The sequence below is a fragment of the Nocardia fusca NBRC 14340 genome, from assembly GCF_001618425.1.
GTDB classification, from domain to species: domain Bacteria; phylum Actinomycetota; class Actinomycetes; order Mycobacteriales; family Mycobacteriaceae; genus Nocardia; species Nocardia fusca.
Genome location: NZ_BDCU01000062.1, coordinates 1 through 26,018 on the forward strand (window position 1 = coordinate 1; position 26,018 = coordinate 26,018).

At 69.5% G+C, this 26,018-nt stretch carries 23 protein-coding genes; 9 read left to right on the forward strand and 14 right to left on the reverse strand.

What is annotated here, in order from left to right; genetic code table 11:
- Positions 1-325: 325 nt before the first annotated feature.
- Together tyrS and NF4_RS33530 are read right to left on the reverse strand one after the other, a co-directional pair.
- Positions 326-1,615 (reverse strand): tyrosine--tRNA ligase, encoded by a 1,290-nt coding sequence (gene tyrS, locus NF4_RS33525; RefSeq protein WP_063131420.1) that lies wholly within the window; start codon positions 1,613-1,615, stop codon positions 326-328.
- Between the two features lie 129 nt (positions 1,616-1,744).
- A complete protein-coding gene (locus NF4_RS33530) occupies positions 1,745-2,365 on the reverse strand; it encodes a DNA-3-methyladenine glycosylase (RefSeq protein WP_063131477.1) in 621 nt (206 codons plus the stop codon).
- A 177-nt stretch (positions 2,366-2,542) separates the two neighbouring features.
- Here NF4_RS33530 and NF4_RS33535 point away from each other — a divergent pair, with 177 nt between their 5' ends.
- Genes NF4_RS33535 through NF4_RS33545 form a run of 3 tightly spaced genes read left to right on the forward strand, consistent with a single transcriptional unit; the run spans position 2,543 to position 4,751 of the window.
- Positions 2,543-3,274: an ABC transporter ATP-binding protein gene (locus tag NF4_RS33535; protein ID WP_063131421.1), complete on the forward strand. Its 732-nt coding sequence runs from the start codon at positions 2,543-2,545 to the stop codon at positions 3,272-3,274.
- On the forward strand, positions 3,271-4,110 hold the full coding sequence (locus NF4_RS33540) for an ABC transporter permease (protein ID WP_084533778.1): 840 nt from the start codon (positions 3,271-3,273) through the stop codon (positions 4,108-4,110). Before NF4_RS33535 ends, NF4_RS33540 begins: the two co-directional genes overlap by 4 nt.
- Complete coding sequence (locus tag NF4_RS33545) at positions 4,107-4,751, forward strand: TetR/AcrR family transcriptional regulator (RefSeq protein WP_063131422.1); 645 nt, start codon at positions 4,107-4,109, stop codon at positions 4,749-4,751. Before NF4_RS33540 ends, NF4_RS33545 begins: the two co-directional genes overlap by 4 nt.
- A gap of 9 nt (positions 4,752-4,760) precedes the next feature.
- Here NF4_RS33545 and NF4_RS33550 read toward each other — a convergent pair whose 3' ends face one another.
- From NF4_RS33550 to NF4_RS33560, 3 genes are read right to left on the reverse strand one after another with little or no spacing between them, the layout of a single operon-like run.
- The gene (locus tag NF4_RS33550) at positions 4,761-4,991 is read right to left on the reverse strand and encodes a Trm112 family protein (RefSeq protein WP_063131423.1); all 231 of its coding nucleotides are present in this window, start codon (positions 4,989-4,991) and stop codon (positions 4,761-4,763) included.
- Positions 4,992-4,996: 5 nt separating this feature from the next.
- The gene (locus NF4_RS33555; protein ID WP_063131424.1) at positions 4,997-5,467 is read right to left on the reverse strand and encodes a GtrA family protein; all 471 of its coding nucleotides are present in this window, start codon (positions 5,465-5,467) and stop codon (positions 4,997-4,999) included.
- Complete coding sequence (locus NF4_RS33560; RefSeq protein WP_439956797.1) at positions 5,464-7,812, reverse strand: hypothetical protein; 2,349 nt, start codon at positions 7,810-7,812, stop codon at positions 5,464-5,466. The genes NF4_RS33555 and NF4_RS33560 overlap by 4 nt, the downstream gene beginning before the upstream one ends.
- Before the next feature lie 307 nt (positions 7,813-8,119).
- On the opposite strand from NF4_RS33560, the gene NF4_RS33565 reads away from it, so the two are divergent.
- Both NF4_RS33565 and rffA read left to right on the forward strand, forming a co-directional pair.
- Complete coding sequence (locus tag NF4_RS33565) at positions 8,120-9,133, forward strand: glycosyltransferase (protein WP_063131479.1); 1,014 nt, start codon at positions 8,120-8,122, stop codon at positions 9,131-9,133.
- A complete protein-coding gene (gene rffA, locus NF4_RS33570; protein ID WP_063131425.1) occupies positions 9,130-10,266 on the forward strand; it encodes a dTDP-4-amino-4,6-dideoxygalactose transaminase in 1,137 nt (378 codons plus the stop codon). Before NF4_RS33565 ends, rffA begins: the two co-directional genes overlap by 4 nt.
- A 21-nt stretch (positions 10,267-10,287) precedes the next feature.
- On the opposite strand, the gene NF4_RS33575 is transcribed toward rffA, so the two are convergent.
- Complete coding sequence (locus tag NF4_RS33575) at positions 10,288-13,224, reverse strand: AMP-binding protein (RefSeq protein ID WP_084533780.1); 2,937 nt, start codon at positions 13,222-13,224, stop codon at positions 10,288-10,290.
- 166 nt (positions 13,225-13,390) lie between these two features.
- On the opposite strand from NF4_RS33575, the gene idi reads away from it, so the two are divergent.
- Complete coding sequence (gene idi / locus NF4_RS33580; protein ID WP_232330769.1) at positions 13,391-13,969, forward strand: isopentenyl-diphosphate Delta-isomerase; 579 nt, start codon at positions 13,391-13,393, stop codon at positions 13,967-13,969.
- A 172-nt stretch (positions 13,970-14,141) separates the two neighbouring features.
- Here idi and argH read toward each other — a convergent pair whose 3' ends face one another.
- Together argH and NF4_RS33590 are read right to left on the reverse strand one after the other, a co-directional pair.
- A complete protein-coding gene (argH, locus tag NF4_RS33585) occupies positions 14,142-15,551 on the reverse strand; it encodes an argininosuccinate lyase (RefSeq protein WP_439956798.1) in 1,410 nt (469 codons plus the stop codon).
- A 44-nt stretch (positions 15,552-15,595) separates the two neighbouring features.
- Positions 15,596-16,798 (reverse strand): argininosuccinate synthase, encoded by a 1,203-nt coding sequence (locus NF4_RS33590; RefSeq protein ID WP_063131428.1) that lies wholly within the window; start codon positions 16,796-16,798, stop codon positions 15,596-15,598.
- A gap of 294 nt (positions 16,799-17,092) precedes the next feature.
- Between NF4_RS33590 and NF4_RS38320 the strand changes: the two genes are divergently transcribed.
- Together NF4_RS38320 and NF4_RS33595 are read left to right on the forward strand one after the other, a co-directional pair.
- Complete coding sequence (locus NF4_RS38320) at positions 17,093-17,236, forward strand: hypothetical protein (RefSeq protein ID WP_157120741.1); 144 nt, start codon at positions 17,093-17,095, stop codon at positions 17,234-17,236.
- A 73-nt stretch (positions 17,237-17,309) separates the two neighbouring features.
- Positions 17,310-18,821: a serine/threonine protein kinase gene (locus NF4_RS33595; protein ID WP_063131429.1), complete on the forward strand. Its 1,512-nt coding sequence runs from the start codon at positions 17,310-17,312 to the stop codon at positions 18,819-18,821.
- Between the two features lie 39 nt (positions 18,822-18,860).
- Here the strand turns inward: NF4_RS33595 and NF4_RS33600 are convergent, their stop codons facing one another.
- The 6 genes from NF4_RS33600 to argC are packed head-to-tail and all read right to left on the reverse strand — an operon-like array spanning position 18,861 to position 24,696.
- Positions 18,861-19,370: an arginine repressor gene (locus NF4_RS33600; protein WP_063131430.1), complete on the reverse strand. Its 510-nt coding sequence runs from the start codon at positions 19,368-19,370 to the stop codon at positions 18,861-18,863.
- Positions 19,367-20,332 carry an ornithine carbamoyltransferase gene (gene argF, locus NF4_RS33605; protein WP_063131431.1) on the reverse strand — a complete coding sequence of 322 codons (966 nt, stop codon included), beginning with the start codon at positions 20,330-20,332 and terminating at the stop codon, positions 19,367-19,369. Before argF ends, NF4_RS33600 begins: the two co-directional genes overlap by 4 nt.
- The gene (locus tag NF4_RS33610; protein WP_063131432.1) at positions 20,329-21,528 is read right to left on the reverse strand and encodes an acetylornithine transaminase; all 1,200 of its coding nucleotides are present in this window, start codon (positions 21,526-21,528) and stop codon (positions 20,329-20,331) included. Before NF4_RS33610 ends, argF begins: the two co-directional genes overlap by 4 nt.
- The gene (gene argB / locus NF4_RS33615) at positions 21,525-22,439 is read right to left on the reverse strand and encodes an acetylglutamate kinase (RefSeq protein WP_063131433.1); all 915 of its coding nucleotides are present in this window, start codon (positions 22,437-22,439) and stop codon (positions 21,525-21,527) included. The genes NF4_RS33610 and argB overlap by 4 nt, the downstream gene beginning before the upstream one ends.
- Complete coding sequence (gene argJ, locus NF4_RS33620; protein ID WP_063131434.1) at positions 22,436-23,647, reverse strand: bifunctional glutamate N-acetyltransferase/amino-acid acetyltransferase ArgJ; 1,212 nt, start codon at positions 23,645-23,647, stop codon at positions 22,436-22,438. The genes argB and argJ overlap by 4 nt, the downstream gene beginning before the upstream one ends.
- The gene (argC, locus tag NF4_RS33625) at positions 23,644-24,696 is read right to left on the reverse strand and encodes an N-acetyl-gamma-glutamyl-phosphate reductase (protein ID WP_063131481.1); all 1,053 of its coding nucleotides are present in this window, start codon (positions 24,694-24,696) and stop codon (positions 23,644-23,646) included. Before argC ends, argJ begins: the two co-directional genes overlap by 4 nt.
- 502 nt (positions 24,697-25,198) lie before the next feature.
- On the opposite strand from argC, the gene NF4_RS33630 reads away from it, so the two are divergent.
- Positions 25,199-25,999: a crotonase/enoyl-CoA hydratase family protein gene (locus tag NF4_RS33630; RefSeq protein ID WP_063131482.1), complete on the forward strand. Its 801-nt coding sequence runs from the start codon at positions 25,199-25,201 to the stop codon at positions 25,997-25,999.
- The last annotated feature ends 19 nt before the right edge of the window (positions 26,000-26,018 follow it).

Consider the following 26,018-nt stretch of genomic DNA (forward strand, 5'->3'; position numbering starts at 1 on the left):
TTTCAGCGACTGGACTCAACCAGGGCTTCAATGGGGCAGGTTTTCTAGCTTAACCGTCCAGTGGCTCAGAGTCAAACCCCGCTCTTCGGCCGGCCTGTCAGGCGCTCCTCGTACTACCTCGTTGTCCCTGGTCCCTCCGGCTCGGCGTTTCCGCCTCGCTCCGGGCCCCTGGTCGGTGTCCGTGTCGCTCTGACGTTGAATAAGTTACGCGGCGGGGAACGCTACGTCAAATCGCCACGTCGGCAGGGCGTTTGCGCAGTTCAGAGGCTTGCCGAGAGGCGATCGGGCGGGCCGGATCGACGAAGTGTGACCCAGCCCACCAAGATCAATTTCCGGAAGGCCACCGGACACCCGCGAAATTCCGCTTGCCACGGCGCAATACGAGCCACTGTCCGTGCAGGTAATCGCCGCTTTCCGGAGTCCAATCGAGGTCCTTCACGCGCTCGTTGTTGACCGACGCGCCCCCCTCGTTGACCGCTCGACGGGCCGCACCACGGCTTTCGCACAGGCCGGACGCCACCAGTAGATCGACGATCGTGTCGTTGCCGGGCACGGCTTCGGCTACCTTCCCGTCGACAGCTGCTTCGCGCAGCGCCGCGGCCAGGGTCGGCTCATCCAGATCCCGGAGCTCGCCGCGCCCGAAGAGCGCCTGACTGGCCAGCTGTACCGAGCGGGTGTTCTCCGCTCCGTGCACCAGCGTGGTCATCTCCGCCGCCAGCCGGCGCTGCGCCTCGCGGGCATGCGGCCGTTCGGCGGTGGCCTCCTCCAATTCGGCCAGTTCGGCGCGGTCGAGGAAGGTGAACCAGCGCAGGTACCGCACGACATCGGCATCGGCGGTGTTCACGAAGTACTGGTACCAGGCGTAGGGGCTGGTCAGCTCCGGGTCGAGCCAGAGACTGCCGCCGCCGGTGGACTTGCCGAACTTCTTACCGTCGGCGGAGGTCACCAACGGCACCGTCAGCGCGTGGACGGCGGCACCGTCCACGCGCCGGTTCAGTTCCACGCCGGCGATGATGTTGCCCCACTGATCCGAGCCGCCGACCTGCAGGACACAGTCGTGCGTTCGGCGCAACTGCAGGTAGTCGTTGGCCTGCAGCAGCATGTAGCTGAACTCGGTGTAGGAGATGCCCTCCCCCTCCAGGCGGCGTTTGACGGTGTCGCGGGCGAGCATCACGTTGACCGAGAAGTGCTTGCCGATATCGCGCAGGAAATCGATCGCGCTCAGCGAGCCGGTCCAGTCCATGTTGTTCACGATCAGCGCGCCCGTCGGCGAATCGTCCAGGTCGACGAACCGCTCGAGTTGCGAACGGATTCGATCCGCCCAGGCCGCGACGGTATCGGCGGAGTTCATCGTGCGCTCACCGACGTCGCGCGGGTCACCGATCAGTCCGGTGGCGCCACCGGCCAGCACGATCGGCCGGTGGCCGGCCCGCTGGAACCGTTTCAGCGCCAGCAGCGGCACCAGATGGCCGGCGTGCAGACTGGCCGCGGTGGGATCGAAACCGGCATAGAGATTGCGTGGGCCCGAGCCCAGCGCCGCCCGGAGCGCGTCGAGGTCGGTGGACTGCGCGATCAGCCCGCGCCAGGTCAGTTCGTCGATGATGTCGCTGCTCACGGCTCCATCTTCGCCTACGTCCGCAACCACATATCGCCCGGTGCGGCCATCGCCATCGCGTTACGCCGGCGCGGCGGAGACGAGCCCGGCGAGCCCGCGACAGGCTGCGGCCGGGCGGCGGATCGCCGGTCAGGCGGATTCGTCGATACGCGGGGCGCGTGGGCTACGGCGGTAGGTGGAGACGGCCGGGGAGTCGGGTAGCCAGACGCGCCAGGGGCGATCGGCTTCGCTGCTCACCCCGACACGCGGTCCGGCGGAGATCCGTGCCGGGTCGATCCGGCGGCCCAGTTCCAGCCGGATCGGGGATTCGGGATCGAAGACATCGGTGCCGTAGTCGGCCAGGCCGATGCCGAGCGCGCTCCCCAGGTTGCCCGGGCCCTTGGCCAGGTCCGCTTCGGTGCGGGCGCCCCGCCGGCGGCCGCGCACCGTCTCGTGACCGGCGACGATCTCGGCGGCCCGCAGCAGCACGCCGCCGGCCACGCCGTCCGGCCCACTGATGATGTTGACGCAGGTGTGCATGCCGTAGCTCAGATAGCAGTAGAGGTGGCCGGGCGGACCGAACATCACCGCGTTGCGCGGGGTCCGGCCGCGGCCGGAATGGGCGGCCGGGTCGTGCCAGGGGCCGGCCGGATCGCCGCCGTATGCCTCGACCTCGACGATGCGGCCGCCGACCGGGCCCGACCACAGAATCGCGCCGAGCAGACGCTGGGCGGCGGTCAGCGGATCAACTGCCAGTTCCTCAGCACTCACGGCGTGGATTGTCCCAGCCTGCGGCGACCAGGTGCCGCGGGGGCAGCCGCGGCAGAGATCCCCGGCACAGGTAAGCGGGGTCGACAGATCGATCACGCCCGGGTCTTGCGGGCCGAGACCGGGCGGCGAATAATTCATCGAAGAATGAATTCAACACCTGATGAATAGAGGCCGACCATGCCCGATACCGACGCGACCGCCGCGGTGGAGGTGCGCAACCTCACTGTTCGCCGCGGCAAACGCGAAGTGCTGCACGATATTTCGCTGACCATTCCGCGCGGTTCGATCACCGGGCTGCTGGGTCCGTCGGGCTGCGGGAAGACCACGCTCATGCGCAGCATCGTCGGAACCCAGCTGGTGGCGGCCGGGGAGATCACCGCGCTCGGGCTGCCCGCGGGCAGCGCGGCGCTGCGGCGGCGGATCGGATACGTCACCCAGGCGCCGAGCATCTACGCCGATATCAGCGTGCGCGACAATGTCGCCTACTTCGCGGCGCTCTCCGGAGCCGACCGGGACGCCGTCGACTCCGCCCTCGGCGCGGTCGGGCTGCTCGACCATCAGTCGCAGCGCGGCGACGAACTGTCCGGCGGACAACAGACCCGGGCCTCGCTCGCCTGCGCGCTGGTGGCCGGGCCGGAGCTGCTCGTTCTCGACGAACCCACGGTCGGATTGGACCCGGTCCTGCGGGTGGAGCTGTGGAAACAGTTCCACGAACTGGCGGCAGGCGGGACAACCCTGCTGGTGTCGAGCCATGTGATGGACGAGGCCGAGCACTGCGACCGGTTGCTGCTGCTGCGCGAAGGCGACCTGCTGGCTCAGCTGAGCCCCGACGAACTCCGGGAACACACCGGGGAACAGAACCTGGAACAGGCGTTTCTCGCACTCATCACGATGGGAGCTCCGGTATGAGCGGGCAGCGAGCGGCATCGGCCGCGATCCCGGACACCAGCCGGACGGGGTCCGGTGGGCCCTACTCGAGTGGACCCCGCCCGGGGCGGGCGTATCTGGCCACGACCACCCGGATTCTGCGGCAGCTGCGCAACGATCACCGGACAGTGGCGATGATCCTGGTGGTACCGGCCCTGTTGATGGCCCTGCTCTACTTCATCTACCGGGACGTCCCCGGCCCACCCACGCAGTCCGCGACCCCGTTCGACCGCATCGGGATCAGCATGCTCGGCATTCTGCCGTTCATCGTGATGTTCCTGATCACCGCGATCGCCATGCAGCGCGAACGCACCTCCGGAACGCTGGAACGACTGCTCACCACACCGCTGAGCAAACTCGATCTGCTCGGCGGATACGGTACGGCGTTCTCCCTCGCGGCCGCCGCGCAGGCGGCGGTCGCCTGCCTGGTGTCGTTCGGCCTGCTGGGCCTGGCCGCCGCCGGGAATCCCGGATGGGTCGTGCTGATCGCGATGGTGGACGCGGTGCTGGGGGTCGCGCTGGGGCTGCTGTGCAGTGCGTTCGCGCGGACGGAATTCCAGGCGGTGCAGTTCATGCCGCTGGTGGCGGCGCCCCAGATCTTCCTGTGCGGCCTGCTGGTGCCCCGCGCCCAGCTGCCGGACTGGCTGGAGGTGATCAGCAATGTCATGCCGCTCAGTTATGCGGTCGACGCGCTGCACGAAGTCTCGGTGCACACCGACCCGACCGGGTTGATGTGGCGGGACCTGGCGATCGTCGCGGCGTTCGCGGCGGTGGCCCTGGGTCTGGGCGCGGCCACGCTACGCCGCCGTACCGCATGAGCGCGGCGGAACCGGCCGGCCCGCGTCCGATCCGGCCGGGCCGCCGACCCGGCCGGTCCGGGACTCGGGACGCGATCCTCGCCGCCGCCCGGGAGCGGTTCGCGAAATCCGGATTCGACAAAACCTCCATCCGGGCGGTCGCGGCGGACGCCGAGGTGGATCCGGCGCTGGTACACCACTATTTCGGGACCAAGCAGCAGCTGTTCGCCGCGGTGGTGGAACTGCCGGTGGACCCGGAGATCGTGCTGCGGCAGGTGGACGCGGTGCCACTGGACCGGCTCGGCGAAACCATCGTCACCGCGGTGGTGGGCCTGTGGGATTCCCCGGCGGGCACCGGCGCGGTGGCACTGGTCCGCAGTCTGGTGGCGAGCGGAGATACCTCGCTGGCCCGCGATTTTCTCCTGTCGGTGGTGCTGGAGCGGGTGCGGCAGCGGATCGCGACCGATACCGACGACGGCCGACTGCGGGTGGCGTTGGCCGCCTCACAGATGGCGGGCCTGGTGATCTCCCGGAAGATCCTGGCGCTCCAACCGGTGAGCGGACTGCCGCTGCCGCAGATCGTGGCGGCCGTCGGGCCCACGGTGCAGCGCTATCTCACCGGGGATCTGGGCCAGGACTCGGCCACCGCCGGTGAGCCCTGACCCGGGGAGTCATTCCCCGTACTGACGGGCGAATTCGGCGTGCTCGGCGTCGTCGACCGGACGCGCCTCGTCGGCGAGCAGCACCGGGATGCCGCTGTCGATCGGGTAGGCCAGGCGCAGCCGCGGGTTGTACAGCAGATCCGCGCCGTCGGCGGCGCGCACCAGATGCAGCTGACCTTTGTCCTGCGGGCACGCCAGCAGACTCAGCAGGGTGGGGTCCAGAATGGTTTCCTCCGACATGGGGTTCAACCTACCGGTCGGCGGAACGAGATAGAGCGGTGGCCGAAATAGCTGCCGACCGCGACGGTGCCCATCACCACGACCGCGGCGGGCGCGCGGGGAAAACCGAGCACCGTGACAGCGAGTTCGAGCAGCAGGGCGTTGGCAACCAGTCCGCCGCTGTTGACGGCCACGAACGCGGCGAAATCCCGTAACACGCGGCCGCGGACCCGGAACACGAGGTGGCGGTGCAGCACGAAGGCGATCCCGACACCGGTGGCGTACGCGGCGGCCACCGCCACCGACGGTGGCACGGCGGTCCCGAATAGCCACAGCCACCCGACGGTCAGGCCGATCCCCATCGCCGTGTTCACGGCGCCGACGACCGCGAAGGCGAGTTCCCGCCGGCGCACGAGCCGGAGCAGCGGGCCAGGGTCGGCGGGTTCCGCGAGCGGGCTGCCGCGCGAGGTGGCCGGGTGTCCGGCGGATTCGATCACGGGCGCGCGGCGACGGGTCCCGACCCACCGGCCACCGGGTCGGCGGGCGGCGGAGCAACCGGTTCGGCGGGCGGAGCCGTCAGGTCGTCAGGAGAAGCCACCGGGTCGGCGGGCGGCGCAGCCGGGCCGACAGGAAGTACAGCCGATCCGGCGGGTGGTGCAGCGGGCGGGCGGGTATGACGTCGGCGGCCGCGCCGGTGGTCGATCACCAGGCCCGCGAGGCCGAGCAGTCCGGCGGCCGCGAGCGCGGCGCCGATCTTCCAGCCGGGCGGCCGCCAGGTGACTTCCAGTTCGCCCCCGCGGGTGCCGGGCGGGATGTCCACGGCGACGAAACTGTTCGCGACCACATCGATCGGGAGCTGGCGGCCGTCGAGGTACGCGCGGTACCCCGGCCAGCCCAGCCGGGCGAAAACTATCCGGCCACCGGCGGGCGAATCGATCCGGACCCGGCTGGTGGTATCGGATTCGGCGGTGGCGCCGACGGTGACACCTTCGGTGCGGGCTACCCGCCCGCTGCGTCCCGACACGGGGCCGGTTTCGCGTTCGAGGACCGCGATGTACTGCTCGTGCCCCGGATGGTCCACCCATTTCCAGCCCGCGGGCGCGGGCTGTTCGCGCGCCCCGGGGAACAGCGCGCGCTGCAGGACCACGCGGTCGACGAGCATCAGATCCACCAGGGGCCGCCCGGTCTCCGGTTCCGGCGCGAAGGCCCGCCGATAGGCATCGGGACAGACGCTGACGTCCCAGCGCATGCACAGCAGATGGCCGAAGTGGAAATGACCGTTGGGGGTGTAGCCGCCCACATAGTCGGCCTCCAGGTTCTTGGCGTAGTTACCGAAGGCCAGCGAACCGTAGGCGCCGTCGAGGGTGCGTTCGCCGGGGGCGATCAGCGACCGGTCGCCCAGTTGCAGGGTGGTACCCGGGAAATCGGGGAAGGCCGCTTTCATCTCCGACCGTTTCGTGGGCAGATTCCAGCTCATGGGCGTGGGCTGGGCCGCGTGCACCTGGAGATAGGCGATCGGCGCCACCGCGGCCAGCGTGAGCAGGCAGGCCGCGGCCCGCCCGCGGGTCCGGCCCAGCCACACCACGACCGCCCCCAGCGCGCCCACCCCGGCCGCGGCCAGCAAGTGGCCGAGCACCTTCTCGGGCGCGGCCGCGGCGGAACGCGCCAGCAGCAGGACGACCAGTACCGCGGCGGCGATACCGCGCCGGCGGGTTCCGGCGATCGTGCCGAACCGCCCGAGCAGGACGCACACCAGCACCAGCAGGGCCAGCGCGACCATCGGCAGTACCCGGGCCGGCCAGCGCAGCGGGCCCATGGTTCCGGGCCCGGCGGTCCACAGCAGAGTCAGGACGGCGAACAGGGCCGGCCCGCTCAGCTCCCGGGCCGCGCCCGCGGCGCGTTTCCAGTCGACGAAAGCCAGCGCCGGAATCAGGAACCAGGCGACATAGACCATGGGCAGCGGCTGCACGTATCCCCACCAGGAGGTGAAGGCGGGCAACGTACTGGGCAGGCTGGCGTTCAGCGATTCCGACCACGGCACGGCCAGGAACTGGTCGTTGCGGATTTCGGACGCACCGCGCCAGGTGACATCCGCGGTGAGCAGACTCGGCAGATAGGTCGCCAGACCGGCCGCCGCAGCGCACCCTGCCACCAGGGCGAGCCGGACCACCGGCGCCCACTGCCGCCGGTACACGAATTCGCCGAGGAGCACGGCGGCGAACAGCACGGCCGCTTCCACCGCGGGAAACACGTACTGCACCGAGATCGTCAGGTAGAGGAAGACGAAAACCGGGACGGGTCCCCCGCGGCCGCGGGCGTAGCGCACCCCCGATCCCCAGGCGTGCACCAGCCAGGCGGTTCCGGTGAACGCGGTCATCCAGCTGGCGGCGTCGAAGAACAGCAGGAAACCGCTACAGGGGAAGGCCACTCCGGCCACCGCCGACCAGGCCGGGCGGCCGCCGTAGGCCAGGCAGACCCGGTAGACGCCGAGCCCCAGCACGACCGCGAACAGCAGTTTGACCAGCGTCGCGTACAGCGCGAGATCGTCCACCGAGACCGCGAGCAGATCGATCAGCAGCTGCGGCGGATTGAGCAGACCGGTTTCCTCGATCGCGTAGTTGCCGGCCAGCCAGTTCTCCGGCACCAGTACCGGAAACCTCCCCTCCCGCAGGGCACGGCCGGTCATCACCCACAGCGGCGCGTACTGGGACTCGGTGTCGTCGGTGTAGAAATGCCGGGAATTCGCCAGCAGGACAGCGAGATAGGCGGCGACCACCCCCGCCGCGCACACCAGACCCCACCGGAACACATCCCGCCGATTCTCGGCTCGACCATCCGCCACGGGTCCCAGACCCTACCGCCCACAGCGGGTTCCGCGGCCGGAACGACGCGCTTGCGAATCTGCCCGCGTCGTCCGCACCGCACCTGCTAGAGTTCGCATTTCTCGGGCTCACCAGCGTCATCGAGACCCGGCACGCGTTATCCACCGTCGAAAGTCGATCTCGCCAATGCCGTTTTCTCCCAGCTTCGCGTCCGCCCGGACCGCCGATCGGCCACCGGCGGCCCGCTCCGTCCCCGATCTCGCCGCCGCGGCCCTACGACCCGAAACCGACCGTCCGTCCCCGGGCTTCGAATCCGATTCGCCCGAAGTGTGCGGTATTTCGGTTGTGGTGCCGGTGTATCGGGGCGAACAGACCGTCGCCGCCCTCGTGCGGGAATTGGACGCGCTGGGCGTACCCACCACGACACCCGGCGGGATCGGCTTCCGCGTCGCGGAGATCGTGCTGGTCCACGATCACGGTCCCGATCGCTCCGATCTCGTGCTACAGCGGCTTGCCCGCGAATATCCGCAGGTCCGGGTGATCTGGTTGAGCCGCAACTACGGACAGGACGCGGCCACCATCGCCGGGCTGGCCGCCGCCCGGGGCCGCTGGGTCGTCACCATGGACGAGGACGGGCAGCACGACCCGGCCTGTCTCGCCGCGTTCCTGGATGCTGCGTATCGCGAACGCGCCGACCTGGTCTATTCCCGGCCCACCAACACCCGGCCGCACGGTCCCCTGCGCAACCTCACCTCGCGCGGCGCGAAACTGGTGCTGGCCACCCTCTTCGCCTTCCCCGCCTCCACGCGGTTCGAGAGCTTCCGGCTGATTCGCGGCGATATCGGGCGCCGGCTCGCCGAGGTCGCGGCCAACGGCGCCTATCTCGATGTCGCACTGACCTGGGTCGTGGGCCGGACGGCGACGGTCCCGGTGCTGTTGCGCACCGAGGGCCGGACCGAATCCGGTTACAACTACCGGCGACTGTTCTCGCTGTTCTGGAAGATGGTGCTGTGCACCGGAACCCGCGGACTGCGCCTGGTGAGCCTGCTCGGTGTGACACTGGCGCTGGCCGGGGCGGTGCTGGCCGGCGTAATCGTCTACACGGCGCTGACCGGCGACGGCGCCGACCCGGAGGGCTGGGCCTCCATCATCGTGGTGCTGCTGCTGTGCTCGGGGGCGGTGCTGTTCTCACTCGGCCTCATCGCCGAATACCTCGGGGTGGTCTTGCACATCCTGGTCGGAAAACCGCTGTATCTCACGGTGGAATCACCGACGCCCCGGCCACCGGAGGAGATGACGGCCGCGGCCGGGCACCGGCCCGCCGAGGCGGCGGCCGGGTGAGCGGGCGGATCATCTTCAGCCGGCCCTATCGGTCGGCCGCGGAACTGTCGAATGTGACCGCCGTACTCGAGTCCGACCACTGTCACGGTGACGGCCCGTTCACCGCCGCGGCCACCGCGAAACTCGCCGAGATCACCGGCGCCCGCCACGTTCTGCTGACCACCTCGTGCACCCACGCGCTGGAACTGGCCGCGCTCCTGCTCGAGCTGGGGCCGGGCGACGAGGTGATCGTACCGAGTTTCGCATTCACCTCCACCGCCGCGGCCTTCGCCGTCCACGGCGCGACCTGCGTTTTCGTCGATATCGACAGCACCACCGGCAATATCGACCCGCAGGCCGCCGCGGCGGCGATCACCGACCACACCAAGGCGATCGTGGTCATGCACTACGGCGGGGTGGCCGCCGATATGGCAGCCCTGCAATACCTGGCCGACCGGCACGGTATCGCGCTCATCGAGGACAACGCGCACGGACTGGGCGGAACCTGGCGGGGGCGCGCGCTCGGCACCCTCGGCACGCTGGGTACCCAGAGTTTCCACGACACCAAGAACGTGCACTGCGGCGAGGGCGGCGCCCTGCTGCTCTCCGACGACATCCTGATGGGCCGCGCCGAAATCATCCGGGAGAAGGGCACCGACCGCGCCCGGTTCCTGCGGGGTCAGGTGGACAAGTACTCCTGGCAGGACATCGGGTCCAGTTATCTGCCCAGTGAGCTCAATGCCGCCGTGCTCGACGCCCAGCTCGCCGAATTCCACATCATTCAGCGCGCCCGGCACCGGGTGTGGCACACCTACGCGGCCGGGCTGGGCCCCTGGGCGGCCGAGTACGGGGTGGTGCCTATGTCGGTGCCACCGGACCGGCGCCACACCGCGCACCTGTTCTATCTGCGCATGCCGACCGAAGAGGCCCGCGACGGCCTCATCCGGCATCTGGCCGACCGCGGAATCGTGGCGCCGTTCCACTATGTACCGCTCGATTCCAGCGCGGCGGGACTCAAATACGGCCGGACGCCCTACCCGTGCACCCGCAGCGCCCGGTTCGCGGCGAGCATCATCCGGTTACCGCTGTGGCCCATGCTCACCCGGGACCAGATCCACCGGGTACTCGACGCGGTGACCGCGTACCGGTGCTGAACCGGACGCGGCCGGCCGCGGTCACAGTCTGCCGAGTACGGTCTCGGTGAGTACCTCGTAGCTCTCCGATATCGGCTCGTACCACCAGGTGAGCGGGCCCGGCCGTGGACCGCCCGCCGCCTTGACCGCATGCGCCGACGGCCGGAACGACGGGCTGCGCGGGATATCGTCGACGACGTAGACGACGTCCGGGCGCTGGTCGGGCGCCAGCGAGCGCAGGGCATCGGTGATATCGCCGGGCTCGAGCCGGAACCCCGGTCGTACGCTCACCGCCGCGACGGCGAGCACCCGGTCACGCGCGGGCAGTGCGAAGGCCACTTCCATATCGACGGCGGCGATATCGTTGAGCACATCCACGATCGGCTGGGTGAACACCGGGCCGCGGCGGGTTCGGATGACGGTGTCGATACGGTCGACCAGCCAGTAGTCGCCGTCGCTGTCACGCCGGAACAGATTCTCGGTGGGCAGCCAGGAGTCCTCGGGATCGAAGACACCGCGCAAACCGCCCAGGGACAGATCCACTCTCGCCCCGGCCGAGCCGATCAGCAGCCCGACCTCGTTGTCGGCGCACCGCCGCGCGTACCCGTTGTCGTCGACCTGGACCTGGCCGGAGACCGGATCGTAGGCCACCAGCTCCACCCGCGCGGTCCCCGGCACCGGCCGGCCCTTGCAGCCGAATTTCACCCCCGGCACATTCGCCAGCACCACATCGCCCTCGATGGAGGCGTAGAACTCGAGTACCCGGGCGGGAGCGAACTGTTCGACGGTGCGACGCCACAGGCCGGCGGGCATCCCGGAGCCGATGAACAACCGGATGGGATGCGCGTGCCCCTCCGGGAAAACCTCGGCGTCGAGAATATCGCGCAGCATCGTCCACGTGTACGTCACGACCGTGACCCCGTAGCGGTGGACTTCTTCGGCGAAGCGACCGGGATCCAGCGAACGGGCCAGCGCGATCCGGCTCCCACCGGCGATGGCGCCGCCCAGGCTCACCAGCAGCCCGGACGAATGATGCAGCGGCGCCAGACAGTACACCGTGTCTTTGTGGTCGAGATCGGCCGCGGTGGCGGTACCGAACGCCGACAGCGCCCACCGGTGGTTGGTGATGTATTTGATATCCAGCCGGTCACCGACCCCGGCGACCAGGATGAAAGCCAGTTCCCGCGCGCGTCCCGGGTTCGGGCGGTACCAGCCCGGCATCCGGACCCGCTCGGGATCGATCTGCTCGAGATCGACGACATCGGTGCCCGCGGGCACCGCCAGGCCGCGGGCGTCGCCACCGCCGAGAACGAACACCCGGGCTCCGGTGGCGACGGCGTGGCGCACGTTCTCCGGGTCCGAGACCAGCACCGTCGTCCCGGTCTGCGCGAGCGCGGCGTTCAAGTCGCTCTCGGGTGCCATGAGCACCGCGACGGCACCGAGACGCGATAACGCCGCCAGCGTCACCAGTGCGCTGGGCCGGGTCTCCATCACCACCCCGACCCGGGTCGCGGGCCGGATCCCGACCGAGATCAGACCGCGCACCACATTGTCGATCCGGATATCGACAGCGGCATTGGTGTGCACCCGGTCGTCGAAGAGAAAGCATTCACCGCGCGGCGACCGGCGGGCCTGTTCGGCCATCAGCCGGCCGATGGAGATCCGGGTCGTCGATTCGATCGTGCCCAGACGGGTCAGCCTGGGCAGCGTGCGCGCGGCGCCCTCGACCACGCCCACCGATCCGCGCAGCGTATCGGCGGCCAGATGTTCGAGGGTGCGGCCCATCTCGGCGCCGGCCTCGGCCAATACCGCCGCGGTGTGCACCGCGCGGCGCAGGGCGGTACGCGGCACTCCCTCGGCGACGTGGTCGGTCATCGGCACGATTTCTTCCGGCAGCGGATTACCGCCCTCGACCCAGCCCACCCAGTCGCGCACCTGGGGCCAGGTGAACTTGGTGGCGACCGATCCTGCGACAAGCCCGAAATGGCCCGAGACCAGTGTCGACTCGTAGACCTCGGCCCGCGGCGCGGCCCGCACGATCCCGCGCACCGCCGCGGGCTGGCCGATCTCGTCCACCTCGCCGACGAAGGCCAGGATCGGGCATTTCAGATCGGCCAGTGAGATCGGCTGGTCGCGGATGACGAAACCGCCCAGCATCATGCGGTTGTGCACCACGAACTGCTTGAGCAGATCGGCCGCGGCGGGCCCGGCGTAGCCGATCCAGCCCTCGTTGGCCAGGAAGCGCCGCTGCCGTTCCTTCGGCAGCAGTGCTTCGCGGTCGTGCAGCTGGCGCAGGAAATCGATGCGCGCCTTGGCGGTCTTCACGGGGTCGAGAAGCTGGAATCCGATCCGCACCATCCGGTCGGTGATCGGCAGCCGGGGGATGACATGGTCGGCGGCGAAATCCACCAGATCCGAGACCGCGGCATGTGGCAGGCCCAGCGGCATCCCGGCCACGATATCGACAGGGCTGCCGAAGGTCACGATGCTCGCGATCCCCTTGCTCGCCCGGAAGGCCGCGGTCTGGTAGGCGAACATACCGCCCTGCGAATACCCCATCAGATGCACGTCGCGGCCGGTCGCGGCGCAGACCGTATCGATCGCGGTGTTCACCGCCAGCACATGGTCGGCGAGATCCCGTTTCCAGCCGCCCTCTTCCACCGACGGTGAACCGAAATCGATCACCCAGCAGTCGATACCGCCACGGTGCAGGATCCCGACCGCGCCGTCGTCGCCGTTGACGTCCCAGATATCGGCGTTGACCATGAGCGGCGGTACGAGCAATACCGCCGGGCCGTTGGTGGGGGCCGCGGGGAAGTAGTGGCGCAGGCGGTACATGGGCCGTCGCTCGGCGATCTCGAACGGCGAGGACTCGGTATCCCTGCCCAGTCCGCCGAAGCGGATCACCTCGAGCCCGTTCTGCGCGGTCGACATCACCCGCCGCGCCGTCCCCGCCAGACCTCGCACACTCAACTTCACGTTCCGCTCCCAGCCCTACCTGTGGCGTGGCATACCTCACAAACCCTGCGGTATGCACAAAGCCTGCCATATCGCACCCCGTACCCGTGAGGTCCGTTGTGACATCTACATCATGTACCCGGCACCTCGGCGGGACCCCCGCGCCCGCGCCGATAGGGTAAGGATCGTGACCGACCCGACCCTCCCGCCGGCCCGCCCGGCCGCCCCCACCGACCGGGAAACGCTGCCCGTCGAGCTGGTGGACTCCGCCGGCAACACGGTCGGCTCGTGCCCGGTGGCCGAGGCCCACCGGGCCCCCGGCCGCCCGCACCGGGCGTTCTCGGTGCTGATCTTCGACACCGCGGGCCGGACGCTGCTGCAGCAGCGCGCGCCCGGTAAGACGCGGTTCCCCGCACGCTGGTCGAATACCTGCTGCGGCCATCCCGCCCCCGGCGTTCCCGTCGCCGAGGCGGCCGGAATACGGCTGGCCGAAGAGATGGGGCTGCGTGCATCGCTGACCGAAGTCGGTATCTACAGCTACCGGGCGGATGACCCGCGCACCGGGTTCGTCGAGGACGAATGGGATCACGTGCTGGTGGGCGTACTCGACGAGGCGCGACCGGAGCCGGACCCGGCCGAGGTCGCCGACTACCGCTGGGTGCACCCGGAGGAGTTGCGCGCCCGGCTGCGCGAGGACCCGGAGGGGTTCAGCCCCTGGCTCGCCGGCGTACTGGAGATCGCCGCCGGGCCGCCGGTGCACGCCTGAGCCCGCGGCCGGGGCGGCACCGCCTTACTTATAGCCAGATGCGCATATCCAGGTAGTTACATCTTGCAAATGTGCCGCCTCGCTGAACCGGGACTGTTTCCCGCGCGGCCGACCGGACCCGGCGGTGCCGCCGGACCCGGCGCTTCGAACGCTTGCTACCCCGGACGCCGGATCAGGCCAGCCAGCTCCGGATATCGTCGACGGCCGCGCGGATCTCGCCGAGCTGCTCGGCGACCCGCTCCCCCGCCGTGCCACCGCGGGCATTACGCGATGCCACGGAGCCGGCCACCGTCAGCACCTCGCGTACCTGCGGGGTGAGCGCCGGATCGATCGCCGCGAACTCTTCGTCGGTCAGCTCGTCCAGGCCGACGCCCCGCGCCTCGGCGGTCCGGACACAGGCGCCGGCCGCTTCGTGCGCGACCCGGAACGGCACCCCGTGCCGGACCATCCATTCGGCGATATCGGTCGCCAGCGTGAAACCGGCGGGCGCCAGCTCGGCCATCCGGCCGGTGTGGAAGGTGAGCGTGGAGACCAGGCCGGCGATAGCCGGCAGCAGCAGTTCCAGCTGGGCCACCGAGTCGAACAGGGGTTCCTTGTCCTCCTGCAGATCCCGGTTGTAGGCCAGCGGCTGGGCCTTCAGGGTGGCGAGGAGCCCGGTGAGGTTGCCGATCAACCGGCCCGCTTTTCCGCGGGTGAGTTCGGAGACGTCCGGGTTCTTCTTCTGCGGCATGATCGACGAACCGGTCGACCAGGCGTCGGCGAGGGTGATGTAGCCGAATTCCGGCGTACTCCACAGAATGATCTCCTCGGCCATCCGGCTGAGATCGACCCCGATCATCGCGAGGACGAAGGCGGCCTCGGCCGCGAAATCCCGGGCCGAGGTGGCATCGATGGAATTGGCGGCCGCGCCGGTGAAATCGAGTTCGGCCGCGATGGCCTCGGGATCGAGGCCGAGCGAGGACCCCGCGAGCGCACCGGACCCGTACGGCGAGACGGCGGCCCGCTTGTCGAAATCACGCAGCCGGTCGATATCGCGCACCAGCGGATGCGCGTGGGCCAGCAGATGGTGGGCCAGCAATACCGGCTGCGCTGCCTGCAGATGGGTTTTGCCAGGCATCACCGCGTCCGGATGCGCGGCGGCCTGGTCGGTGAGGGCGTCGACCACCGTCACCAGCCCGGCCGCGATACGCCGTACCGCGTCCCGCAGCCACATCCGGAACAGCGTGGCGACCTGGTCGTTGCGGGAACGTCCGGCGCGCAACCGCCCGCCGAGCTCCGGGCCGACCCGGTCGATGAGTCCGCGCTCGAGCGCGCCGTGCACGTCCTCGTCCGATTCCGCGGGCGCGAAGGCGCCGGACGCGACATCGGCGGCGAGCCGGTCCAGGCCGGTGAGCATGGCGCTCAGATCGCCCTCCGACAGTAGCCCGGCCTTGTTCAACACTCGGGCGTGCGCCTTGGAGGCGCGGATATCGTAGGGCGCGAGCGCCCAGTCGAACTGGGTCGATTTGCTCAGCGCCGCCATCGCCTCGGCGGGACCGGAGGCGAACCGCCCACCCCACAACGCGCCCTCGTTGGTGCCCACTACCTCTCCCACGTCTCGGTCGGCCGTATCGACTGCGCTGTGTGTTATTTCTGGTTCAGATCCCGCTTGGCCGCGACCTTGGAGGACAGGCCGTGGATCTGCACGAACCCCTTGGCCAGCGACTGGTCGAAGCTGTCGCCCTCGTCGTAGGTCGCCAGGTTGAAATCGTAGAGCGACTGGTCGCTGCGCCGGCCGTTGACCACGACGTTCCCGGCATGCAGCACCATCCGGATATCACCGGACACATGCTGCTGGGTCTCCGCGACGAAGGCGTCCAGCGCCCGCTTCAGCGGCGAGAACCACAGGCCGTCGTAGGCCAGCTCGCCCCAGCGCTGCTCGACCTGCCGCTTGTAGCGGCCGAGTTCCCGCTCCAGGGTCACGTTCTCGAGCGCGCGGTGCGCGGTGATCAGCGCGATGGCGCCGGGGGCCTCGTAGATCTCGCGGCTCTTGATACCGACGAGCCGGTCCTCGACCATATCGAGCCGGCCCACGCCCTGCCGGCCCGCGCGGCTGTTCAGTTCGGTGATCGCCTCGAGCACACTGACCTGGCGGCCGTCGATGGCGACCGGAATGCCGCGGTCGAAGGTGACGATGAGTTCGTCGGGCGCCTCGAAGTTGACGGTCGGATCGGTGGTGTAGTCGTAGACGTCCTTGGTGGGCGCGTTCCAGAGGTCCTCGAGGAACCCGGTCTCGACCGCGCGGCCCCAGACGTTCTGGTCGATGGAGAACGGCGATTTCTTGGTGACATTGATCGGGAGCTTGTTCTCCTCGGCGAAGGCGATGGCCTTTTCCCGGGTCCAGGCGTAGTCGCGGACCGGGGCGATCACGTTCAGGTCTGGAGCGAGGGCGCCGATCCCGACCTCGAAGCGGACCTGATCGTTGCCCTTACCGGTGCAGCCGTGCGCCACTGTGCTCGCACCGTGGAACTTGGCGGCCTCCACCAGATGCTTGACGATGAGCGGGCGGCTGATGGCCGAAACCAGCGGGTATTCACCCTGGTAGAGCGCGTTGGCCTGGATGGTCGGCAGGCAGTACTCGTCGGCGAACTCGTCGCGGGCGTCCACGACGACCGCTTCGACGGCGCCGCAGTCCAGCGCGCGCTGACGCACCACGTTCATATCCTCGCCGCCCTGCCCCAGGTCGATGGCCACGGCCACGACCTCGGCGCCGGTCTCCTTGCCGATCCAGCTGATGGCCACGGAGGTGTCCAGCCCACCGGAGTAGGCGAGTACGACGCGATCGGACATGTTCTGGTGCTCCTCGGATGATGTTCGGTGGTGGTGCGGGCGATGTTCTGCGTGCGCGGCCCGCCGTCTTCCCAGCAGTATGCTGGCCCGTTGCCGGATCGGCTCGCGCCGCCGCTACAAATGATTATGCACGATGGTGCAATCTCATTCATAATCGGGGTGGCAACGCCCTCCACCTGGCGGTATATCGAGCCCAGGATTGATTGCGATCGGTCATCGCCCCTTCCCCGCCCCCCTGCCTTATGAGACGCTGATCACACCGATCGGCGCTCGACAGGCAGAGGAGGACGAACCGTGCAGATGTTGCAGCAGTGGGCGCAGGACAATTACGAGACGATCGGCTACTACGTCGTCACCCTCGGCAACGCCGCACTGGCCCTCGGCAAATCGGGTATCGAGATGGCCACACCGCTCCTGCAGGACCTGGTGAACAACTGAGCGCTGCCCGATACCCGGCAGCTCCCCTATCCCGATCCCGCACCCGAAAGTGCGGTAGCGTCACGGCGTTCGGATGGGAGCGGAAGGAGCGGCGGTGCTGGGGGTGGGCGCGACCTTCGCCGGATATCGGATCGAAGGGGTGCTGGGACAGGGCGGTATGGGAACGGTGTACCTCGCCCGCCATCCGCGGCTACCGCGCAGTGTCGCGTTGAAGCTGCTGAACCGGGAGGTGAGCACCGATACCGAACTCACCCGCCGGTTCGAACTGGAAGCCGATGTCGTCGCCCGGCTGGAGCATCCGGGAATCGTCGGAGTGTTCGACCGCGGAACCGACGACGGGCACCTCTGGATCGCCATGCAGTACATCCGCGGCACCGACGCGGCGGCCTGGAACGCCCGCGCGCATCCACCCGCGACCGCGGTCCGGTTGCTCGGCGAGACCGCGGCGGCACTCGATTACGCGCACAGCCGAGGCGTATTGCACCGCGATGTGAAACCGGCCAACATCCTCATCGCCGATACCGAGTCGCTGCGTGAATCGCATGCGGTGCTGACCGATTTCGGTATCGCGCGGCTCACCGACGCCAATACGAAATTGACGGCCACCGGCGCGTTCACCGCCACCCTGGCCTACGGCTCGCCCGAACAGTTGTCGGGTGCGATGGTCGACCACCGCTCCGATCAGTACTCGCTGGCCTGCACCCTGTTCGCGGTTCTCGCCGGCCGGCCCCCGTTCGCCGCCACGAACCCCGGCCAGGTGGTGATGGGGCATATCTCGCAACCACCGCCACGGCTCACCGCCACCCGCCCCGACCTGCCCGCCACCCTCGACCCATTGGTGGCCCGCGCGATGGCCAAACAGCGCGCGGACCGGTTCCGTGACTGCGGGCAATTCATCACCGCGGTACGCGACGCCCTGGAGGGCAGGCATATCGCGGCGCCGCCGGTGACCCCGGCGACACCCGTACCGGTCGCGCACCCGGTGCTCACGCACAACCCGCCGGAAGTCCGCGCGGGCCACGCTTCCCGGCCGCAACCGTTTCCGGCGCATCGGGTAGTGACCGATCCGCGGCCGCCGGTGGCCGACCCGCGGCCGGCGGGCGCCCGATCGTGGCCGCAACCGCAGGCAGCCGGACCGAGACCTTCCCGCACGACGGCCGTCACCGCCGGTATCGCCACCGTGCTCGTCGCGGTGTTCCCGGTGTTCGTGTTCTGTGTGGGGCTGGTGGAGACAGCCCGGACGATCGCACAGGGTGCTCCTGCCGGGCGCGCGGACCTCGCCTATTCGGTGCTGGCACTCCTGTTCATCGGAGTCGTCGCCCTGCTGTGGGCCGGCGGCGGTCTGCTGCTGCTCGCGGGGCGCCGGTCGGGTCGCGTGCTGACGCTGGTGAGCTCGGTGATCGGTGTGCTGTCGGCGATCGCCGGAACGGTGGCCGCTGTCGCCGCGAGCGAATTGGCGGTCCTGGCGCTCACCGGCCCCCTGCTGATGCTGTCGGCGGTGGCGTTCGTCTGTACCGCCTCACCCGCCACCGGGCGATGGCTGTCGTATCGCACGTCGGTAAGGGCCGGCGGACCCAGGTACTGACCGGCCGCGGACCGCACCGGGTGGGTACGACCGCGGCGGTCAGGCGAGGTTCTCGATCTTCGCGGCCAGTTCGGCGCCGGTGAGGGGCTCGCGCGCGATCACCGCGATGGTGTCGTCTCCCGCGATCGTGCCGACGATATAGGGCAGCGAGGCCCGGTCCAGGGCGCTGGCCAGGAAATGCGCCGCCCCCGGCGGAGTGCGCAGAACCGCGATGTTACCGCTGGAATCGGTGGAGACCAGCAGATCACCGAGCAGTTTGGCCAACCGCCCCGTGCCACCGGTGACCCCGCGCACCGGGCTGCCGTCCTCCGGCACCACGTACACGCCGGCGCCGCCGTCGGCGGCTCGGAGTTTCACCGCACCGAGTTCGTCCAGATCGCGCGACAGCGTCGCCTGAGTGGTCTCGATTCCCTCCGCGGCGAGCAGGGTGGCGAGTTCGGTCTGACTGCGCACCGGATGCGCGGCCAGCAGCGCGATGATCCGCGACTGCCGGCCGGCGCGGGTGGCGGCGGTGACCGGTCCCGCCGAATGTATCCGGGCCTCGCTCATCGTCGTCGCGCGTCCTTGCGTGCCAGCAGCCACACCAGCAGCGCCTTCTGCGCGTGCAGCCGGTTCTCCGCCTCGTCCCAGACCACGCTCTGCGGCCCGTCGAGTACCTCGTCGGTGATCTCCTCGCCGCGATGCGCGGGCAGGCAGTGCAGCACCATGGCGTCGGCACCGGCCCGGGCCAGCAACTCGGTGTTCACCTGGTATGGCCGGAACGGGCCGACCCGGTCCAGACCGTCGCTCTCCTGACCCATGGAGGTCCAGGTGTCGGTGACCAGCACATCGGCGCCGTTGGCCGCGATCAGCGGATCCTCGGTGACGACGATGCTGCCGCCGGTTTCGGCGGCGCGGGCCTCGGCGGCTTCGATCACCGCGGGCGCCGGGAGGAAACCCGCCGGTGCGGCGATCCGGACGTGCAGTCCGGCGGTGGCCCCGCCGAGCAGCAGCGAATGGGACATATTGTTGGCGCCGTCACCGAAGTAGGCCAGCCGCAACCCGCGCAGCCCGCCCTTGTGCTCGGTGATGGTGAGCAGATCGGCCAGCACCTGGCAGGGATGGAATTGATCGGACAGCGCGTTGACCACCGGAACCGTGGCGGTCGACGCCATCTCCTCCAACCGCTGCTGGCCGAAGGTCCGCCAGACGACGGCCTCGACATAACGCGACAGGACCCGCCCGGTATCGGCCAGCGTTTCGTCACGCCCCAGCTGGGTGGTCTGGCCGTCCACCACGATCGCGTGCCCGCCGAGCTGGGCGATACCCAGCTCGAAGGAGAACCGGGTGCGGGTGGAGTTCTTGTCGAAGATCACCCCGACACCGCGCGGTCCCTCCAGCGGCCGGTGCGCGAACGGTCTCTTCTTCAGTTCGGCGGCCAGAGCCAGCACTTCGGTCTGTTCGGCGGGTGTCAGGTCGTCGTCACGCAGGAAATGGCGGACAGCGGTGGCCGGTTGTAGGGAGGCGGTCATCCGCGCGGTCCTTTCGTTTCGGCCAGCACCTCGTCGAGGATCCCGGGCAGATCCAGCACGAGATTGTCGGCCTGGGTTTCGGTGAGCACCAGCGGCGGCGCCAACCGGATCACATCGGGTTTGGCCGGGTTCACCAGATATCCGGCCGCCCGCGCATGGGCCTCGACCCGGGGCGCAACCGGAGCGGTCAGCCCGATCCCGATCAGCAGTCCGGCCCCGCGCACATCGGCGATCAGCGGATGCTCGAGCACCGCGATCCCGTCGCTGAGCCGTTTACCCACCGATTCGACGTGTTCGAGGAGCCCGTCGTCCTCGAGCGTGCGCAGCACGGCCAGGGCCGCGGCCGCGCAGACGGGATTACCACCGAAGGTGGTGCCGTGCATACCCGGCGTGAACAGTTCGGCCGCCGGCCCGGTGGCCAGCACCGCCCCGATCGGCAGACCGGCGCCCAGTCCCTTGGCGAGGGTGATGACATCGGGGGTGATACCGAACGACTGGTGCGCGAACATCTTGCCGGTGCGGCCGATACCGGTCTGGACCTCGTCCAGGATCAGCAGCGCCCCGGCGCGCGCGGTGATCTCCCGGGCCCGCACCAGGTAGTCCATCGGTGGTACCACCACACCGCTCTCGCCGAGCATCGGCTCGAGGAAGACCGCGGCCGTATCGGCATCGACCGCGCGCTCCAGGATCCGCGCGTCGCCGTAGGGGATGTGCACCACGCCGGGCGGCATGGGTTCGAACGGCGCGCGTTTGGACGGCTGACCGGTGAGTGCGAGCGCACCCATGGTGCGGCCGTGGAACGCCTCGTCACAGGCGATGATCTTGCGGCGGCCGGTGAGCCGGGCGAGTTTGAAGGCCGCCTCGTTGGCCTCGGTGCCGGAGTTGCAGAAGAAGGCACGACCGTCACCGTCACCGAAATGCCCGAGCAGCCGCTCGGCGAGCTCGATCACCGGTTCGCTGCCGTACAGGTTCGAGACGTGTCCGAGCGTGCCGAGCTGGTCCATCACCGCGTTCAGGATGGCCTGATGTGCGTGACCGAGGCTGTTGACCGCGATCCCGCCCACGAAATCGACGTAGCGGTTGCCGTCCGCGTCGTACACCACCGCGCCGGTCCCCCGGGTCAGCACGACCTCCGGAGTGGGGTAGTTGCGCATCATCACGTTCGACCAACGTTGCCGCAGTTCCGCAGTGTTCATGCTCTGACTCCGTTTTCCTCGTTCGCCGGCGGTGTGACCATGGTCCCGATTCCCTCCCCGGTGAAAAGCTCCAGCAGTACCGAATGGGGTACGCGACCGTCGATGACGTGTGCGCCCGATACGCCACCGCGGACCGCGCGCAGACATGCCTCCATTTTGGGGACCATCCCCGCGTCCAGCGACGGCAGCAGGTCGGCCAGCGCGTCGGTGTCGATCACACTGGTCAGCGAGGAGCGGTCGGGCCAATTCGTGTACAGGCCCTCGACGTCGGTGAGCACCACCAGTTTCTCGGCGCCGATTCCCTCGGCCAGCGCGGCGGCCGCGGTATCGGCGTTGATGTTGTGCACCACGCCGTCGGCGTCGGGGGCGATGGTGGACACCACCGGGATCCGGCCCGCGCGGATGAGATCGAGCACCGAATCCGGGTGCACATCGGTCACATCGCCGACCAGTCCGATATCGGTGGCCTCTCCGTTCACGACAACCGTGCGGCGGGTCGCGGTGAACAGCCGGGCGTCCTCACCGGAGATCCCGACGGCGTAGGGCCCGTGCGCGTTGATCAGGCCGACCAGCTCCCGGCCGACCTGACCGAACAGCACCATCCGCACCACATCCATCACCTCCGGCGTGGTGACCCGGAAGCCGCCGCGGAACTCCCCGGTGAGACCGAGGCGTTTCAGCATGGCCGAGATCTGCGGTCCGCCGCCGTGCACCACCACCGGATGCACGCCGACGGTGCGCAGGAAGGCCATATCGGCGGCGAAGGCGCGTTTGAGGCCGTCGTCGATCATGGCGTTGCCGCCGTATTTCACGACCACGATCTTGTCGCGGAATCTCTGCAGCCAGGGCAGCGCACCGGCGAGAATATGGGCTTTGTCCAGCGCGGACAGTTCGTGCAACGCGTCGGTCATGAGCTGTAGGCCGAGTTCTCTTCGACGTAGCCGTGGGACAGGTCGGTGGTGCGGACCGTGGCGGTGCCCTCGCCGAGGCGCAGGTCGACGACCACATGGATATCGGCGCCGGACAGGTCGACCTCGCGCGCGCCGGGCGCGCCCGTGCCGTCGACGCAGACCGGGAAGCCGTTGAACGACACCGAGATCAGATCCGGGTCCAGTTCGATGGGCGCGGTGCCCACCGCGGCCAGCACCCGCCCCCAGTTCGGATCGGAGCCGAACATGGCGGTTTTGACCAGGCTGTCCCGGGCGATGATCCGGGCCGCGACGAGTGCGTCGTCCTCGCTGCGCGCGCCCTCGACCGTGACCAGCACCCGCTTGGTGACCCCTTCGGCGTCGGCCATCAGCTGGCCGGCCAGATCGTCGCAGACCGCGAGCACGGCCGCATCCAGTTCGTCCTGGGTGGGCGTGACCTCACTGGCGCCGTTGGCCAGCAGCAGGACCGTATCGTTGGTGGACATCGCGCCGTCCACATCGAGGCGGTCGAAGGTGAGCCGGGTGGCCCGCCGCAGCGCGGTATCGAGTTGTTCGGCACTCGCCACGGCGTCGGTGGTCAGCACGACCAGCATGGTCGCCAGACCGGGGGCCAGCATGCCCGCGCCCTTGGCCATCCCGCCGACGTTCCACTTGTCCGGGTGGTGCAGGGACGCTTCTTTCGGCACGGTGTCGGTGGTCATGATGGCGTGCGCGGCATCGGTGCCTCCGGACATCCCGCCGCCCATCTCGTGCACGATCTCGGTGACCGCGGGCAGCAGTTTGTCCATCGGCAGCCGGTCACCGATGAGGCCGGTGGAGCACACCGCGATCTCCCCCGCCCCGGTTTCGGTGCCCCAGTTGCTCAGCGCCGCGGCGAGTTCCTCGGCAGTGCGATGGGTGTCCTGGAAGCCCTCCGGCCCGGTGCAGGCGTTGGCCCCACCGGAGTTCAGGATCACCGCGCGGAGCCGTCCGGCCTTCAGTACCTGCTGCGACCACAGCACCGGTGCGGCTTTCACCTTGTTGGTGGTGAACACACCGGCCGCCGCGTAGTCGGGGCCCTCGTTGAAGACGAGCGCGAGATCGGGGCCACCCTTGGCTTTGATACCCGCGGCGATCCCGGCGGCCCGGAAGCCCAGCGGTGCGGTGACGCCCTGGTTGTGCACGAGGTTTCCGTTCTGGTCGGTGGTCACGGTGCCACTCCTACAGTGGACAGCCCGGCGGTTTCGTCGAAGCCGAGCGCGAGGTTCATGGACTGCACCGCGCCGCCGGCGGTGCCCTTGGTCAGATTGTCGATCGCACCGATCACCACGAGTAGACCCGCGTCGGCATCGACGGCGACCTGCAGCGTGACGGAGTTGGCGCCCAGCACCGACCCGGTCTGGGGCAGGACGCCCTCGGGCAGCAGATGTACGAAGGGCTCGTCGGCGTAGGCCTTCTCGTAGACGGCGCGTGCCTCGGCCGCGTCCACCCGCACCGGTGCGGTGCAGGTGGCGAGAATTCCGCGCGGCATGGGCGCGAGCACGGGAGTGAACGACACCCGGACCGGCGCACCGGCGACCGCCGACAGGTTCTGTGTGATCTCCGGGGTGTGCCGGTGCGCACCGGCCACGCCGTAGGCCCGCGCGGACCCCATGACCTCGGATCCGAGCAGGCCGACATCGAGTTTGCGGCCTGCCCCGGAAGTGCCGCTGACGGCGACGACGTGTACCGTCGGCTCGACGATGCCCGCGGCGACCGCGGGAGCCAGCGCCAGACTGCTGACCGTCGGGTAGCAGCCGGGGACCGCGATCCGGGTGGCGCCCCGCAACGACTCCCGCGCCCCGGGCAGCTCCGGCAGACCGTAGGGCCAGCTCCCCGCATGGGGTCCGCCGTAGTAGCGGTCCCAGGCGGCCGGGTCGGTGAGCCGGAAGTCGGCACCGCAGTCGATGATCACCGTAGACTCCGGTAGGTCGGCCGCCAGTGCCGCCGACTGTCCGTGCGGCAGACCGAGGAACACGATGTCGTGGCCGGCCAGTTCGGCGGCCGTGGTCGGGGCGAGGATCCGATCCGCCAGCGGCAGCAGCTGCGGCTGCAGTGCGCCCAGGGCGGTACCCGCGTTGTTACCAGCGGTCAGCGCCCCGATCTCGAGGCGCCCGGCTCGGTACTCCGGATGCCCCAGCAACAGACGCAGCACTTCCCCGCCCGCGTAACCACTGGCACCGGCGACGGCCACGCGCAGGGGTCCGTTCCGGTCGGGCATATCCGTGAGATCAGCCATGTGATGATTATGCACGACCATGCAAGCCCATTCACAAACTGGTCCCCGTACGCCCCCTGCCAGCGGCCGGATCCATCCGCCGCATCCGCCGGACGGACGATCACGGATCACCAGCCCATCGGCTAGCATTTAGAACATGCGTTCGAACGGCAGGCTTCGAGACCGGCTCGGCGCCCTGGAGCAGGCCGTCGACGCGCTGCTCTCCTGCGACCTCACCACGGTCCCGGACAGCGAACTCGGCACCGCACTCGCCCGGCTCGAGTCACGCACCCGCACCCTGGTCGGCCTCACCGCGCGGCTGGCGCACGAGCGCAACCACCGGAACGGGCCGGTCGCGGCAGCTCCCGGCAACGCGCCCACGCGAGAAGCCGCGTACCTCGCGGAGACCACGGCCGCCGTGCCGAACCGTACCTCGCACTCGCCCCGCCCGACCCGATCGGGCATTGTTGCCGATGACCGCAGCACCGTGGCCCGAGGAGTTACCGTGACCGCACCCGTGCGCGTGGAGCGCACCGGCGACGTCGTCGTCTGGACCATCGACAATCCCGAGCAGCGCAATCCGATCTCCGACGAGGCGACGATCGAGGCCTTGGAGAACGCCGTCCGGGCCGCCGACCGCGACCATTCGATCCGGGTGGCCATCCTCACCGGAGCGGGTACGGCGTTCAGCGCCGGCGGCAATGTCAAGCACATGCGGGACAAGGCCGGAATGTTCGGCGGCGCCCCGGCCGACCTGCGCCAGGGCTACCGGCACGGTATCCAGCGCATCCCCAAGGCGCTGTATCACTGCGAGATCCCCACCATCGCCGCGGTGAACGGCCCGGCGATCGGCGCCGGCTGCGATCTCGCACTCATGTGCGATATGCGGATCGCCGCGACCACCGCCACCTTCGCGGAGAGCTTCGTCCGCCTGGGCCTCATCCCCGGGGACGGCGGCGCCTGGCTGCTGCCGCGGGCGGTGGGGATGGCCCGCGCCAGCCAGCTGGCGTTCACGGGCGCCGCCATCGACGCCGCCACCGCGCTCGACTGGGGAATGGTCAACGAGGTCGTCGAACCCGATCGACTGCTCGACACCGCGCACCGGCTCGCCGCGGAGATCGCGGTCAATCCACCGCATGCGCTGCGGATGACCAAACGCCTGTTGCGCGAGGGCCAGCAGCAGAGCCTGGAAACACTGCTGGAGCTCTCCGCCGCGATGCAGGCTCTCACCCACCACACCGCCGATCACGACGAAGCCGTCGCCGCCATGCTGGAGCGGCGCACCCCCCGTTTCACCGGGCAGTGATGACCGGCCGGACACCGGC